This is a genomic window from Leifsonia sp. Y878 (assembly GCF_057669685.1).
Map to the genome: position 1 here is coordinate 150,292 of NZ_JBYHFS010000001.1, position 14,523 is coordinate 164,814.

Here is a 14,523-nt window from a genome sequence, read left to right on the forward strand (position 1 = left end):
ACTGGTTTCGTCGTAAGCGGAGGAATCCCCTGGACGAGAATCTCTGGCTCGTAGTCGGGCTCGGTAACCCCGGGCCCGGCTACGCCGGTAATAGACACAATGTCGGTCAGATGGTTCTGGCCGAACTCGCCGATCGCATGTCGGCGAACTTCAAGTCGCACAAGACCAACGCGACGGTCGCCGAGGGACGCAGTTTCCCCGGTGGGCCCAAGCTGGTCCTGGCCAAGCCCAACACGTTCATGAATGTGTCCGGCGGGCCGGTCGCTGCGCTCTTGCGCTTCTACTCGATCGATCCGTCGCGCCTCATCGTCGTTCACGATGAGCTCGACGTGCCATTCGACACCCTCAAACTCAAGTTCGGTGGCGGTCACGGCGGTCATAACGGCCTGCGCGACATCATCGCCGCCACGGGCACCGGCGACTTCACCCGGGTGCGCGTCGGCATCGGGCGTCCGCCTGGGCGGCAGAGCCCTGCGGACTTCGTGCTGCACGACTTCGCGTCGACGGAGCGGGCCACCCTGCCCAACCTGCTGGCAGATTCAGCGGATGCCGTTGAGCTCATTGCCGCAGAAGGCCTCGCCTCTGCGCAGCAGAAGTTCCACTCCCCGGCCTAGGGCCTACCAGCGCGCGGTAAGCGAACGCTCAGACTGTGTCGGTGCTGACGTTTAGACTTGTCGAGTGATCCTCCAGGGCCTAATCAATGCGCTTTCTGGCGCCTCCACGTTCGAAAAGGCCCTCGGCTTCGCCGCACGGGACGCCGATTTCTCCCTGACAGAGGGACTGCGCGCTCCGCTGCTTGCGGCTCTCCTGGGGCGACGGCGCACGCTGGGCGCCACCCAGGCGCTCTTCGTCATCACCGCAACCGGGCGCGACTCAGAGGCGCTCCGCGAGAACCTGGCGTGCTTCGCACCCGGTTCGACGCCCACCGGTGAGAATCACGCCGAGATCGTCGACTTCCCGGCGTGGGAGACACTGCCGCACGAGCGGTTGAGCCCGAGCGCCGAGATCGTGGGCCGCCGGCTCTACGCCCTCCGCCGCATGCGCGAGTGGGAGAAATCAGACCCGGCGACGCGTCGTCCGCTGATCGTGGTGGCATCCGTTCGCGCCGCCCTGCAGCCGGTGGCCGACAACCTCACCGACTATGAGCCCATTGAACTGGTGGCCGGCGGCCGTGGACACGACCTGGCCCAGATCGCCCTGCAACTGGTGAATGTGGCCTACTCCCGCGTCGACATGGTGACCAGGCGCGGCGAATTTGCCGTGCGCGGTGGCATCCTCGATGTGTTCCCCGCCATCGCCCCGCACCCGTACCGCGTGGAGTTCTTCGGCGATGAGGTCGAGCAGATCCGCGCATTCTCGGTGGCCGACCAGCGCTCGATGGCCGAGCCCATCGCATCCGTCACGCTGCCACCCAGTCGCGAACTGCTGCTGAGTCCGGCCGTGCGCCAGCGCGCAGCCGAGATGCAGCACGAGTTCCCGAGCCTGTCTGGCATGCTCGCCAAAATCGCAGAGGGCATCCCGGTCGAGGGTATGGAGAGCCTGGCCCCCGCGCTGCTTGAACGCCTGGTGCCTGTCACGCACTACCTGCCAGAGGGTGCCGCCGTTGCGGTCATCTCGCCTGAGCGGGTGGCATCGAGGGCGATCAGCCTCGCCGAGACGAACCGCGAGTTCCTCTCCGCTGCCTGGAATGCCGCGACGGCCGGCGCTGAGGCGCCGATCGACCTCGATTCTGGCGACTTCCTCACCCTCGGCGCGCTGCGTGATTCTGTCACGTTCTCTGCCCCTGGCCAGAGTGCCCCGAATCATCCATGGTGGACGCTCAGCACGTTCCAGGCTGCACCCGACGACGCGCCCGTCTTGCCAGAACACCGCGAGATGGACGACCTGCTGACGGTGCGCATCCAAGCGGATGCCGTGCCGAGCTTCCAGGGCAGCGTCGAAGGCGCCGTCGGGCACCTGGCCACCCGGTTGAAAGACGGCTGGACCGTCGTCATCACCGCGCGCGGCATCGGCCTGGTGGAGCGCGCGGCCGACGTGCTGGCCGGCTACGAGCTCCCGGCCCGTATCGTCGATGAGTTCCCAGCGGATGCCGAACCCGGCATCGCGTACGTGGTGAAGGCATCCGTTGAACACGGCTTTGAGCTGCCGGAGACCAAGCTCACCCTGGTGAGCGAGACCGAGTTCTACGGCCGCACCATCGGCTACGACGCCCGCCAGGTGAAGAAACTGGCGACGAGGCGCAAGAACGTCGTCGACCCGCTGCAGCTGAAGGCCGGCGACTTTGTTGTGCACCAGACGCACGGTATCGGCAAGTTCGTCGAGCTCACGCAGCGGGAGGTGTCGAGCGGCGGGCGCAATCCGGTGAAGTCGAAGCGCGAGTACCTGGTGCTTGAGTACGCGCCGTCCAAGCGCGGACACCCTGGGGACAAGCTGTTCGTGCCCACAGACCAGCTCGACCTGCTCAGTCGTTACGTCGGCGGTGAGGCCCCAGCGCTCAGCAAGATGGGCGGCAGTGACTGGTCTGCGGCCAAGACCAAAGCGCGCAAGGCCGTGCGCGACATCGCTGTCGAACTGGTGAAGCTCTACTCTGCGCGGATGGCGAGCAAGGGTCACGCCTTCGGGCCTGACACCCCCTGGCAGCGTGAGCTCGAAGAGGCATTCCCGTTCGCGGAAACGCCAGACCAGCTCACGACCATCGACGAGGTGAAGGCCGACATGGAGCGGCCCATCCCGATGGACCGCCTGCTGTCAGGCGACGTGGGCTTCGGCAAGACCGAGGTCGCCGTGCGTGCCGCGTTCAAGGCCATCCAGGACGGCAAGCAGGTCGTCATGCTCGTGCCGACGACGCTGCTGGTGCGCCAGCACATGGAGACGTTCCAGGAACGCTTCGCCGGGTTCCCGGTGCACCTGCGCGCCCTGTCACGCTTCCAGACCGAGAAGGAGTCGCGGGAAACCCTGGCCGGCCTCCTCGACGGCACCGTCGACATGGTTATCGGTACGCACCGGCTGTTGTCTGACTCGATCATCATCAAGGATCTCGGCCTGGTCATCATCGACGAGGAGCAGCGCTTCGGCGTTGAGCACAAGGATTCGCTCAAGAAGCTGAAGACCAACGTCGACATCCTGGCCATGAGCGCAACGCCGATCCCACGCACGCTGGAGATGGCCGTGACCGGCATCCGTGAGATGTCGACACTGGCCACCCCGCCAGAAGACCGGCACCCGATCCTCACGTTCGTCGGCCCGTATTCCGACCGTCAGGTGGGGGCTGCCATCCGGCGCGAGCTGCTGCGGGAGGGCCAGATCTTCTTCGTGCACAACCGGGTGTCGAGCATCAACCGGATCGCAGCGCAGCTGAAGGAGCTCGTGCCAGAGGCGCGCATCGCCGTCGCGCACGGGCAGCTGCCTGAGGCCCAGCTCGAACAGGTTGTCGTTGACTTCTGGGAGCGCAAGTTCGACGTGCTCGTCTCGACGACGATCATCGAGACCGGCCTCGACATCGCCAACGCGAACACCATCATCATCGACCGGGCAGACAAGTACGGGCTCAGCCAGCTGCACCAGCTGCGCGGCCGTGTCGGTCGTGGCCGCGAGCGGGCGTATGCCTACTTCCTCTACGACGAGAACAAGCCACTGTCAGAGACCGCGCACGAGCGGCTGTCGACCATCGCTGCCAACAACGAACTCGGCAGCGGCATGCAGGTGGCTCTCAAAGACCTGGAGATCCGTGGAGCGGGAAACCTGCTCGGTGGTGAGCAGGCCGGCCACATCGCCGGCGTCGGCTTCGACCTGTACCTGCGCATGATCGGCGAGGCCGTGTCGACCTTCAGGGGAGATGTAGCTGAGGGCCAAACCGAGCTGCGCCTCGAGCTGCCGGTCGACGCTCACATCCCAGAAGACTACGTCGACAGCGAGCGACTGCGTCTGGAGGCGTACCAGAAGCTGTCGAGTGCGAGTTCGCCGGCTGCCAAGGATGACCAGATCGACCTCGTACTCGACGAGCTCACCGACCGCTACGGCGAGCCGCCGCTGCCGGTGAAGAACCTCATCGCCGTGTCGCGTCTTCGCCGCCAGGCGCAGCGCGCAGGCCTCGGCGAAGTCGTCGCGATGGGGTCGAACCTTCGCGTCGCGCCGGCCGACCTGGCCGACTCCATGCAGGTGCGCCTGCAGCGGATGTACCCGGGTACCCGCTACGTCGCCCAGACGGGTTCGATGATTGTCCCGTTGCCGCGGGTGCACGGCGAGGCACCGGATGACGCGACCCTCATCGAGTGGACCGGCACCTTCCTTGGGGCTATTTTCCCGCCACCTGTGGTTGTCGCTGAGTCGACCGGTACTGCCGAGCCCGCGCGGTAACCACCAGCGCAGACACGACGATGGAGACCCCTGAGCCGAGCAGAACGGCCAGGGTCGCCTCGTCGATGACGACGTCGTTGCCGCGGAACGCGAGCTCGCCCATGAGCAGTGACACCGTGAAGCCGATGCCGCCGAGGCACGCGACGACGATCACATCGGGCAGCGTCAGCACGGCTCCTCCCCGTTTTTTGGAGATCGACGCGCCGAGCCAGCCGGCGAGCGTGATGCCGATGAACTTGCCGACGGGCAGCGCGATGAGGATGCCCCAGAAGGCAGGGCTGAGCTCGCCAATGCTGACCGCTGGGATGATAACCAGGGCGGCAGAGAAGGCGAAGAGCGGCAGGATGATGCCGTTGGAGTACGGCTCGATGACCTGGTGCGCGCGCCCTGCAGGGATGCGGGCCATGACCAGGCCGAGCACGACGCCGGCGATTGTCGCGTGCACGCCTGACTGGTAGGTGAAGTACCAGGTGAGCACGCCGAGCACGCTCAACGTGAGCACGAGCGGCCACTGCGGCCTGCGAGAGAGGATCCAGCCGGATCGGGGCTTCAGCAGCCGGCTGATCATGCCGAAGAGGGTGGCCGTGATGGCGGCGTACCCTATGTAGGCCAGCTGGGCATCCTGGGTGAAGAAGAACGCGATGATGAGGATGGCGACGAGGTCGTCGAGCACGGCGAGGGCAAGCAGGAAGACCCGTACCCTGGTCGGCAGGCCGCGCCCGAAGACCGCGAGCACGCCGAGGGCGAAGGCGATATCCGTTGCCGTTGGTACAGGCCAACCGGCGGCGAGGTCGGTGCCACGCGTCACAACCAGGTAGATCGCGGCAGGCACGATGACGCCGCCGAGAGCGGCGAAGGCCGGCAGTGCGGCTTTGCCGGCACTGTTGAGGTCGCCGATCACGAGTTCACGCTTCAGCTCGACGGCCACGTTGAAGAAGAAGAGGGCGAGGATCCCGTCGCTGATCCAGTGGGAGATCGAGAGATCGAGTCCGAGGATGCCGAGATCACGATGTTCATCGAAGAAAGTGATGACATCGGCGCCGAATGACAGGTTTGCGATGAGGAGTCCGACGACGGCCGCGATGAGCAGCAGTGCTGCAGCGTAGCGCTCTGATCGGAAGAAGTTCGTGCGGAAGATATTCATGCGGGTGGCTTTCATGAGTGCCTGTTCCAAACCGTCAAGGTTCGAGTAGAGATCGAGAGTGGAATCCTCCACCCGCCGACCAGACTTCCCGGCTCACCAAAAATCAAGCTTAGCGAGGCAGTCTACGATGTTGTGAACAGCGAAAGCGTGGAGGCATTTTTATGACCGATGAGTCAGGCAAGAGCCAGCTCGAGATCCTGATCGATACGGTCGCCCAGCTCAGAGCGCCAGGCGGCTGCCCGTGGGATGCAGAGCAGACCCACGCCTCACTCGTGCAGTACCTCATCGAGGAAAGCCACGAGCTGATCGACGCGATCGAAGCCGGCAGCCGGGAAGAGATGCTCGAAGAGCTCGGCGACGTGCTGTACCAGGTGCTCTTCCATGCCGATATCGCCGCGCACACGAGTGGCGAAGACTTTGATATTCAGGATGTCGCCGCCCACATGACGGCGAAAATGGTCGGCCGTCATCCCCACGTTTTCGGCGGCACGCAGCTGGAGACCGCCGACGAGGTCGCCCAGGCCTGGGACGGCTACAAGGCTGCGGAGAAGCCGCATCGCACGAGCGTGCTCGATGGCATCCCGCAGGGAATGCCGGCGCTCTCGCTCGCCGATAAGGTGCTGGGGCGTGCCCACAAGATCGGATTGCTCGACCCGAGTGCGCCGCAGGCGATGCCCATTGCGAGTGAGGACGAACTCGGTCCGTTGCTTCTGGCGATCGTGTCATCGGCCAAGTCAGCTGGACTCGATTCAGAGCGTGCCCTGCGGAGTGCACTGCGCGACCTGCAGGATGAGATCAGGGAAGCCGAGTCTGAGGCGGAAGTCGAGACGACGGCATCCGCTGCAGGCGAATCGGGGGAGTACCAGGGCGACGCCGACCAGTTCGACATCGACCCGTTCGACGCCGGCATCATCGGTCGCCAGGCGTAGCGAGCGTTCAAGCACTCGACTCGCAAGAAATCGACCCAAAGCATCAGTTTTGGGTCGATTTCTTGCGAGCGGATGCCGTGCGCGCCCGAGGGCCGGCAGCCGGGGTCTCGAGACGCTCGCTGACACTCGCTCCTCGACCGAACGGACCGAACGGACCGAACGGACCGAACGGACTGAACGGACCGAACGGACCGAGTGCCGCTAGGCGATCCGGCTCCCCGATGCGAGGGTGCGCGCCGGCGTCCGGGTACGGCGCCACGCCCACGTGAGCGCACCGGCACCGAGCAGCAGGTGGATGCCGAGGCCGACGAACCACGACGGCACTGCTGCGTCGTAGATCTCCTGCGAGGTCGGGTAGTCCGTTGGCGGGTAGTTCGCCTTGGTTTGCGCGCAGTAGTCGTTCACCTGGTTGAGTTCGGGCGGTTCCTGGGCAGTACGAACGCCCACGGAAATCCAGCCGAAGAGGTCCTCAGGGTAGCCGCTAGCGTCAAAGACGCCAGGAGACGCGTCGGCCACCACGACGTAGGGATTGGCGGCGAGGATCCACCAGTAGAGGTCGAAACGCGGAACATCCTGCGTGCGTGTTACGGGCGCTGCACAGATCACATCAGAAGCGGCCCCGCTTTGCTCGTCGTAGGTTGCCGACGCGACGTCGATGCTCACATATGTCGTTTCGGTCTTGGTGGCCGTGCCGAGCAGGGCGAACGCGATGAGCGTGCCAACGCTCAGTGCCGCGACGACGAGGTACGTCACGACGATGGAGAACAGGCCCCTGGTCAGTGCGCCGGACAGTCCCACTCCGACGGCCGCAACCACGCCGAGTTCGATGGCGAGCATCAGCGTCGACATCGCGATGGTCGCGGCTGAGACCCCGCCGAGTACGACGGCAAGGATGAGGAACGGCACGGCAGCGGCGAGGAACGCCAGCGCCGTGATCCAGGCAGCCAGGAACTTGCCGAACACCAGCTGCCCCGTGGTGACGAGAGTGACCTGGGTGGTGGCAAGGGTGCCGGCCTCCCGATCGCCGTTGATCGCATTGCCGGAGAGCGCAGGGGAGACCAGCGTTCCGAGCAGCAGCACGAAGAACACGATCGTGGAGAAGACGCCGCCTCCGCCGCTGTCCCACGCGTTGGTCGACACCCACAGCAGCGCGGTCACCGCACCGACCAGCAGCACGAAGATCCCGAGCAACACGTACCAGGCGACTCCGCGCACACGCTGGCGAAGTTCCAGCGTGACGATCAGCCACAGCCCGGAGAGGTACGTCCGAAGCGCCGAATCCGGCACGGATCCCGGACGCTCTGCCGGCTGGGTCTCTGTCAGGTCTACGCGGCTCACAGTGCAGCCTCTCCGGTTGCGCTGGTTCTGCTGAGGTCGGTTCTGCTGAGGTCGAGGAAGGTGTGCTCCAGGTTGCCGACGGCCGGGCCGAACGCCGTGATCGGAACGCCCCGGCTCACCAGCTGGGCCAACAAGTCAGCCGCTGCGGCCTCGTGGGCAATCTGCACCAGCGTGCCGAGGTTGTCGATGCTGCTGATCTCTGGTCCGACCCCAACGCTGGCAAGCGCTGCAGCCAACGCGGCGGGATCCAGTGAGCGGATGCGCCACGCCCTGGCACTCGCCCCGGCTTTGGCCACGCGGTCAGCGCTGACCGTACGACCCTCGGTCACGTAGACAGCGGCATCCGCCATCTCGTCGAGCTCGGCGAGCACGTGGCTGGAAATCAAGATTGCCGTGCCCTCAGCAGCGAGATGCTTCACGAGGTCACGCAGGGCGGCACGGGCGACGGGGTCGAGGCCGGATGCCGGCTCATCGAGCAGCAACACCGACGGATTGTGCACGAGCGCCCGAGCGAGGCTGAGACGCTGCTTCTGGCCGCGGGACAGCACGCGAGACGGCTGGTCGGCCAACGGGGAAAGCCCGGTCAGCACGATCAGCTCCGACGCACGCACTTCGGCCTGGGCGCGGCTCAGCCGATACATCCGCCCCGTCACCTCAAGCGCGGCGCGCACGCTCAGGCTGGGCCAGGCGCCCAGCACGTCGGGCATCCATCCCATTGACGCGCGAACCGCAGCGGGGTCCGTCACTGGGTTGTGGCCGGCCACCGTGATGGTTCCGGTGTCGGGGGCGAGCAGCGTGGCCAGCATGAGCATCAGCGTGGTCTTGCCAGACCCGTTGGGGCCGATGAGCGCCGTGACCGATCCTGGCGCCACGCTCAGCGTGGCATCCTGCACGGCATGCACCGATCCGAAACTGCGACTGACTCCGACGACGTGAATGCCGCCCGATGTGGTGCTGCTCACGGTGCTGCTCATGCATGACCCCCTTGTGGTGCTGCCGTCACCGGCATACTGGCTGCGAGTCTAGTTGGAGCGAAGCAAGTTCGTGGAGCCTTACCTCACTGGTGCTTGCGCTCCGTTGCCGTTAGCGTCTGATCATGAGCGAAACGTCATTCAACGAACTTCTGGCCGCCCAGATCGGGAACGAGTTTGCTGCGTCGCAGCAGTACATTGCCATCGCCGTCTGGTTCGACAACCAAGACCTTCCGCAGCTGGCCGCCCACTTCTACCGCCAGTCGATCGAAGAGCGCAATCACGCCATGATGCTGGTGCAGTACCGCCTCGACCGCGGTCTCGACATCGTGATCCCCGGCATCCCGACCGTCCGCAACGACTTCCTGAACACGGTGGAGCCGATTGCGCTCGCTCTTGAGCAGGAAAAGCAGGTCACCAACCAGATCGAGGCCATGTTCAAGGCGGCTCGCGCAGATGGCGACGCCCTCGGCGAGCAGGCCATGCTGTGGTTCCTCAAGGAGCAGATCGAAGAGGTCGCCTCCATGTCGACACTGCTGACCGTCGCCAAGCGCGCCGGCGACAACTGGTTCGACCTGGAGAATTTCGTCGCTCGCGAAAACGTCGGTGACGGCGGGCTTGAAGCGGATGCCCCCGGAGCCGCAGGCGGCGCTCTCTAAGCGGAGCGCACACACGCCGCACCACGTCTGCCAGCTTGTCGCAATTCTGCATCGCGGCAAGCTGGCAGAATTGAGTCATGGCGACTTCTGTGACTCCTCCCCGTGGCATGCGTGACTTCCTTCCAGCCGAGAAGGCAACCAGGGAACATGCGCTCGGGATCATCCGGACGAACTTCGCCGCCCACGGTTTCGACGAGATCGAAACGCCCGTGATGGAGGACTCAGCTCGCCTGCACTCCGGCCTGGGTGGCGACAACGAGAAGCTCGCCTTCGCCGTGATGAAGCGGGGACTCGGCGCAGACGACCTCGCCGCCGCGGCCGAGACCGGCGATGTCCTGTCGCTGGCCGACCTCGGGCTGCGCTTCGACCTCACCGTGCCGCTGGCCCGCTTCTACGCGACGCACCGCGCCAACCTGCCCACCGTGTTCCGGTCGATCCAGATCGCGCCAGTCTGGCGTGCTGAGCGCCCGCAGAAGGGGCGCTACCGCCAGTTCATGCAGTGCGACATCGACATCATCGGTGAACCGAGCGCCCTCGCAGAGATCGAGCTGATCACGGCCACCGCGGCAACGCTGGACGCCCTCGGCCTCACCGGATGCTCCATTCGCATCAACGACCGCCGCATCCTCAGTACGCTGCTGGCCCACTGGGGTGTGCCAGTTGAGCTCAACGAGCGCGCGCTCATCACCATCGACAAGCTCGACAAGATCGGCGTCGACGGCGTCGTCACCGAACTCGGCACGCTGGGTGTCGAGACCGCTGGCATTGCAGAGACACTGAACTCCATCGGCACCGCAGGGTGGGCCCTCGCCGACGGTGAGGTGCCAGCACCGGCCTGGCTCGACCTTGAGGCATACGCAGACCTGCTCGCCCTGAAGAGCGCGCTGCCCGGTGTCGCACTCGTCTTCGACCCCACCCTCGTGCGCGGCATGGGCTATTACACGGGCACCATCTTCGAGATCGCCCACCCCACCCGCGGCTACTCACTCGGTGGTGGCGGACGCTACGACGGCATGATCGGCCGCTTCCTCGGCACAGATGTCCCCGCGTGTGGTTTCTCGATTGGCTTCGAACGCATCGTCGACCTGCTCGAAGAAGATGCGGCATCCGCTCAGAATGCGGTCGTTCTCGTGCACGAAAAAGATGCAGACCCGGCCCAGCTGGTGGCGCTGAAGGGCCAGCTCATCGCCCAGGGCCTGCGGGTGCGCCTTGAGCGCAGGGCGAAGAACATGAAGGCACTTCTCGAACGAGCTGCGGAGGCCGGCTACGGTCGCTTCGCCTTCGTGAACGCCGAGACGACGGATGCCGTTTCACTCGAGTTCAAGTCGCTCGGATAAGGCCTTACTAGACTGGCTATGGATTACAGCGTAGTTTCCGTCAAACCATCCACACCAGAACACAGGAGATAGTTGTGGCTCTCATTGAGGCAGTAGACGCCCGCGAAATTCTCGACTCACGGGGCAACCCAACGGTCGAGGTCGAGGTTTTGCTGGAGGATGGCACGGTCAGCCGTGCTGCAGTCCCATCCGGCGCATCGACCGGCGCATTCGAAGCATACGAACTGCGCGACGGCGACAAGGGTCGCTACCTCGGCAAGGGCGTGCTCAAGGCCGTTGACGCCGTTATCGACGACCTCGGACCGGCCATCGAAGACCTCGACGCCACCGACCAGCGCATCGTGGACGCCGCACTCATCGCGGCCGACGGCACGGAGAACAAGGAGCGCCTCGGCGCCAACTCCATCCTCGGCGTCAGCCTGGCCGTCGCCAAGGCAGCAGCGCACTCCGCCAACCTGCCGCTGTTCCGCTACCTCGGTGGCCCGAACGCACACACCCTGCCCGTGCCGCTGATGAACATCATCAACGGTGGCTCGCACGCAGACAACGACGTTGACATCCAGGAATTCATGATTGTGCCGCTGGGCGCAGAGTCCTTCAGCGAAGGACTTCGCTGGGGCGTCGAGACCTACCACGCTCTGAAGGGCCTGCTGAAGTCGAAGGGCCTCTCCACCGGTCTCGGCGACGAGGGTGGATTCGCTCCCAACCTGCCGAGCAACCGTGCGGCACTCGACCTCATCGTCGAAGCCATCACCCTTGCCGGCTACACGCCCGGCAAGGACATCGCACTGGCACTCGACTGCGCTGCAACCGAGTTCTACTCCGACGGTGCATACAACTTCGAAGGCAAGAAGCTCTCCGCAACCGAGATCGTCGCGTACTACGCAGAGCTCGTTGAGGCATACCCGCTCGTCTCGATCGAAGACCCGCTCGAGGAAGAGGACTGGGACGGCTACGTTCACCTCACCGAGCAGCTCGGCGACAAGGTGCAGATCGTCGGAGACGACCTGTTCGTCACCAACCCGGTTCGCCTGGCCAAGGGCCTCGCGATCGGTGCAGCCAACTCGATCCTGGTGAAGGTCAACCAGATCGGTACGCTCACCGAGACGCTCGACGCCGTCGCTCTCGCGCAGCGCAGCGGTTACACCGCGATCCTGTCGCACCGCTCAGGTGAGACCGAAGACACCACCATCGCCGACCTGGCTGTGGCAACGGATGCCGGTCAGATCAAGACCGGTGCGCCTGCCCGCAGCGAGCGAGTCGCTAAGTACAATCAGTTGCTGAGGATCGAAGAAGAGCTGGGCGAGGCTGCGGTCTACGCCGGCCGTTCCGCTTTCCCGCGATTCAAGGGCTAAGTACTCTGTAAGGCTCTCGAAGCGCGGTGATCCGCGCTTCGAGAGCCTTCTTTTTGTTAGAAACAACGCAACGAATGCACAACAACGTACGCGAGGGGAGAACGGTGGCCAGGACTCGTCCGCAGAAGCAGCCGATCGCCCTCGACGGCGCGGAATCAGCAGCCGGGGGGTGGCTGCGCGGCATCCGCTTGTCTGGCTTCTCCTTCGTGATGATGGGAATCCTGGTGCTGGCCGTCGTCGTGCTCGCTCCCAGCCTGCGCACGTACGCTGAACAGCGGCAGCAGATCGATGAGCTGCAAGACAGCGTGCAGGCCGCACAGGCCGCGGTCGACAAGCTCACGTCGGAGCGTGAGCGATGGAATGACCGTACCTATATCGAGACGCAGGCTCGCGATCGGCTCTCCTATGTGCAGCCGGGCGATATCTCGTTCCTCGTGATCAACGACCTCGCCCTGCCGACCACCGAGGCGGCCGATACCGCCCCGGTGAGCAAAGATATTCAAGACACCCAAGTCGATTGGCTCAAATCAATGTTTGCCTCTGTCATGACAGCCGGCCTCGTTCCAGAGGCGGCCGCCCAGTGACCAGACCCCCCTTCGATGCGCCCACTGAGCGCGACATCGCCATCGTCTCCGCCCAGCTCGGACGCCCGGCGCGCGACGTCGCCGGTATTGCCGCACGCTGTGCCTGCGGCGCTCCGACCGTGGTCGCGACAGCTCCCCGCCTGAGCGATGGAACGCCGTTCCCGACGCTGTACTACCTGACGCACCCGGCGGCGACCGCGGCGATCTCCTTCCTTGAGGCCACCCAGGTCATGAACGAGTACAACGAGCTGCTGGCCGAAGACGCCGACGTGAAGGCTGCATACCTGGCCGCCCACCAGAGCTTCCTCGCTGATCGCGAGACCCTGGGCACTGTCCCTGAGATCGCCGGGATCTCCTCCGGCGGTATGCCGCAACGGGTGAAGTGCCTGCACGCGCTGGCCGGGCACGCTTTGGCCACCGGTCCTGGCGTGAACCCCATCGGCGACCTGGCGCTCGAACGCGCGAACTGGTCACCGCTGGTGTGCGAGTGCCTCGACTACGAATTGGATGACGTGAACCCGACGGGGTCGGCGCGCGAGTGAAACCGGGCATGCGGCGCAGGGGCCTCGGAATCGGAGTGGTGATCGCGGGAGCGATGCTGTTCAGTTCGGTGGCCGTTGTCGCTGCCCCAGCCCAGGCCGACCAGGTTCGTGACCTCGAATACTGGTTGAACGACTATGGCTTTGCGCAGGCATGGAATACGACCCAGGGCGACGGCGTCACGGTCGCCGTGATCGACACCGGCATTGCCAGGGGAGTGGCCGACCTGTCCGGCGCCGTCTCAGGCGGCACGGACGTCTCCGGCATCGGTTCAGCGGATGGCCGCACGCCCGTCGGTGAAGACAGCGACCACGGCACCATGGTGGCCTCGCTGTTGGCCGGGCGCGGAACGGGCAACGGGAATGGCGTCATCGGCGTCGCTCCTGCTGCCTCGCTGCTCTCGATCTCCGTCGCCTTCGGCAATTCGAATTCTCCGGTGAGCAATGACGACCAGATCGCCCAGGCTGTGCGCTGGGCCGTGGACAATGGCGCCGACGTGATCAACATGTCGCTCACTCGCAACACGCTCGACTGGCCTGAGAGCTGGGACGACGCCTTCCTGTACGCCTTCGAGAACGATGTCGTCGTCGTAGCGGCAGCCGGCAACCGCGGCAGCGGGACCACCGAGGTCGGGGCCCCTGCCACGATCCCCGGCGTCCTGACCGTTGCTGGTGTTGACCGGAACAAGAAGGCAAGCTTCGATGCGTCGTCACAGGGCATCACCATCTCTGTCGCTGCACCGAGCGAGGAACTCGTGGGTGTCAATTCCCGGAGTGAATACATGGTCTGGGACGGCACGAGTGCAGCGACACCCATCGTGTCGGGGCTGGTCGCACTGGTGCGAGCTGCACACCCGGAACTCGATGCGGCCCAGGTGATGAACAGGGTCATCGCGACGGCAAACCCGAACGGGCAGAATGTCCCAAGCCCCATCTACGGCAACGGACTGATCGACGCCTATGCCGCAGTGACGGCCTCGGTTCCGGCAGCCTCTGGTCAGACCCCAGCCCAGCTGTTACAGGACTGGATTCACCTGCACAGGCGCATGGACACATCCCCAGGCGCAACCGACACTCCAACGTCGATCGCGCCCGTCCCCCCGCAGCAGGACCCACCACTGCCGGTGAGCAATGTCGCGGCCCTGTGGGTTCCGAACCAGTTCACCCTGACCTATATCAGCGTTCCGCTCGGTGTACTTCTGGGATTTGGTATCCTAGTAACGCTGTTCGGCATCGGCGCCTCTCGGCATCTCAAGCGTGCACGTCGCAATCACGGATCGTAAGCGCATAAAAATTCATGTAGGAGGCCTT

At 65.0% G+C, this 14,523-nt stretch carries 12 protein-coding genes; 9 read left to right on the forward strand and 3 right to left on the reverse strand.

Annotated elements, in window-relative coordinates:
* Positions 1 to 29: 29 nt before the first annotated feature.
* Positions 30 to 614, forward strand: a complete 585-nt coding sequence (gene pth / locus AC25Y4_RS00650; RefSeq protein ID WP_488119497.1) for an aminoacyl-tRNA hydrolase — start codon at positions 30 to 32, stop codon at positions 612 to 614.
* 64 nt (positions 615 to 678) lie between these two features.
* Positions 679 to 4,356 carry a transcription-repair coupling factor gene (gene mfd / locus AC25Y4_RS00655; protein WP_488118443.1) on the forward strand — a complete coding sequence of 1,226 codons (3,678 nt, stop codon included), beginning with the start codon at positions 679 to 681 and terminating at the stop codon, positions 4,354 to 4,356.
* Here mfd and AC25Y4_RS00660 read toward each other — a convergent pair.
* Positions 4,295 to 5,572, reverse strand: a complete 1,278-nt coding sequence (locus AC25Y4_RS00660) for a Na+/H+ antiporter NhaA (protein WP_488118444.1) — start codon at positions 5,570 to 5,572, stop codon at positions 4,295 to 4,297. The genes mfd and AC25Y4_RS00660 overlap by 62 nt on opposite strands.
* Positions 5,573 to 5,661: 89 nt before the next feature.
* On the opposite strand from AC25Y4_RS00660, the gene AC25Y4_RS00665 reads away from it, so the two are divergent.
* Complete coding sequence (locus AC25Y4_RS00665; protein WP_488118445.1) at positions 5,662 to 6,429, forward strand: nucleoside triphosphate pyrophosphohydrolase; 768 nt, start codon at positions 5,662 to 5,664, stop codon at positions 6,427 to 6,429.
* A gap of 201 nt (positions 6,430 to 6,630) precedes the next feature.
* On the opposite strand, the gene AC25Y4_RS00670 is transcribed toward AC25Y4_RS00665, so the two are convergent.
* Both AC25Y4_RS00670 and AC25Y4_RS00675 read right to left on the reverse strand, forming a co-directional pair.
* Positions 6,631 to 7,767 (reverse strand): ABC transporter permease, encoded by a 1,137-nt coding sequence (locus tag AC25Y4_RS00670; protein ID WP_488118446.1) that lies wholly within the window; start codon positions 7,765 to 7,767, stop codon positions 6,631 to 6,633.
* Positions 7,764 to 8,741, reverse strand: coding sequence for an ABC transporter ATP-binding protein (locus AC25Y4_RS00675; protein WP_488118447.1), 978 nt, complete (start codon positions 8,739 to 8,741; stop codon positions 7,764 to 7,766). Before AC25Y4_RS00675 ends, AC25Y4_RS00670 begins: the two co-directional genes overlap by 4 nt.
* Before the next feature lie 122 nt (positions 8,742 to 8,863).
* Between AC25Y4_RS00675 and AC25Y4_RS00680 the strand changes: the two genes are divergently transcribed.
* From AC25Y4_RS00680 to AC25Y4_RS00705, 6 genes are all read left to right on the forward strand, one after another.
* Positions 8,864 to 9,397: a ferritin gene (locus tag AC25Y4_RS00680; protein ID WP_488118448.1), complete on the forward strand. Its 534-nt coding sequence runs from the start codon at positions 8,864 to 8,866 to the stop codon at positions 9,395 to 9,397.
* A 77-nt stretch (positions 9,398 to 9,474) separates the two neighbouring features.
* Positions 9,475 to 10,734, forward strand: a complete 1,260-nt coding sequence (gene hisS / locus AC25Y4_RS00685; RefSeq protein WP_488118449.1) for a histidine--tRNA ligase — start codon at positions 9,475 to 9,477, stop codon at positions 10,732 to 10,734.
* Positions 10,735 to 10,808: 74 nt separating this feature from the next.
* Entirely contained in the window at positions 10,809 to 12,089 is a 1,281-nt protein-coding gene (gene eno / locus AC25Y4_RS00690; RefSeq protein ID WP_488118450.1) for a phosphopyruvate hydratase, read from the forward strand.
* 104 nt (positions 12,090 to 12,193) lie between these two features.
* A complete protein-coding gene (locus tag AC25Y4_RS00695; RefSeq protein ID WP_488118451.1) occupies positions 12,194 to 12,673 on the forward strand; it encodes an FtsB family cell division protein in 480 nt (159 codons plus the stop codon).
* A complete protein-coding gene (locus AC25Y4_RS00700) occupies positions 12,670 to 13,215 on the forward strand; it encodes a DUF501 domain-containing protein (RefSeq protein ID WP_488118452.1) in 546 nt (181 codons plus the stop codon). The genes AC25Y4_RS00695 and AC25Y4_RS00700 overlap by 4 nt, the downstream gene beginning before the upstream one ends.
* A complete protein-coding gene (locus tag AC25Y4_RS00705; protein ID WP_488118453.1) occupies positions 13,212 to 14,495 on the forward strand; it encodes a S8 family serine peptidase in 1,284 nt (427 codons plus the stop codon). Before AC25Y4_RS00700 ends, AC25Y4_RS00705 begins: the two co-directional genes overlap by 4 nt.
* Positions 14,496 to 14,523 lie beyond the last annotated feature (28 nt).

What these genes read in the sequence shown, in the direction of transcription:
- AC25Y4_RS00665 (WP_488118445.1), top strand. Translation starts at nt 5,662, where the DNA reads ATGACCGATGAGTCAGGCAAGAGCCAGCTCGAGATCCTGATCGATACG.
- AC25Y4_RS00675 (WP_488118447.1), bottom strand. Translation starts at nt 8,741, where the DNA reads ATGAGCAGCACCGTGAGCAGCACCACATCGGGCGGCATTCACGTCGTC.
- AC25Y4_RS00680 (WP_488118448.1), top strand. Translation starts at nt 8,864, where the DNA reads ATGAGCGAAACGTCATTCAACGAACTTCTGGCCGCCCAGATCGGGAAC.
- hisS (WP_488118449.1), top strand. Translation starts at nt 9,475, where the DNA reads ATGGCGACTTCTGTGACTCCTCCCCGTGGCATGCGTGACTTCCTTCCA.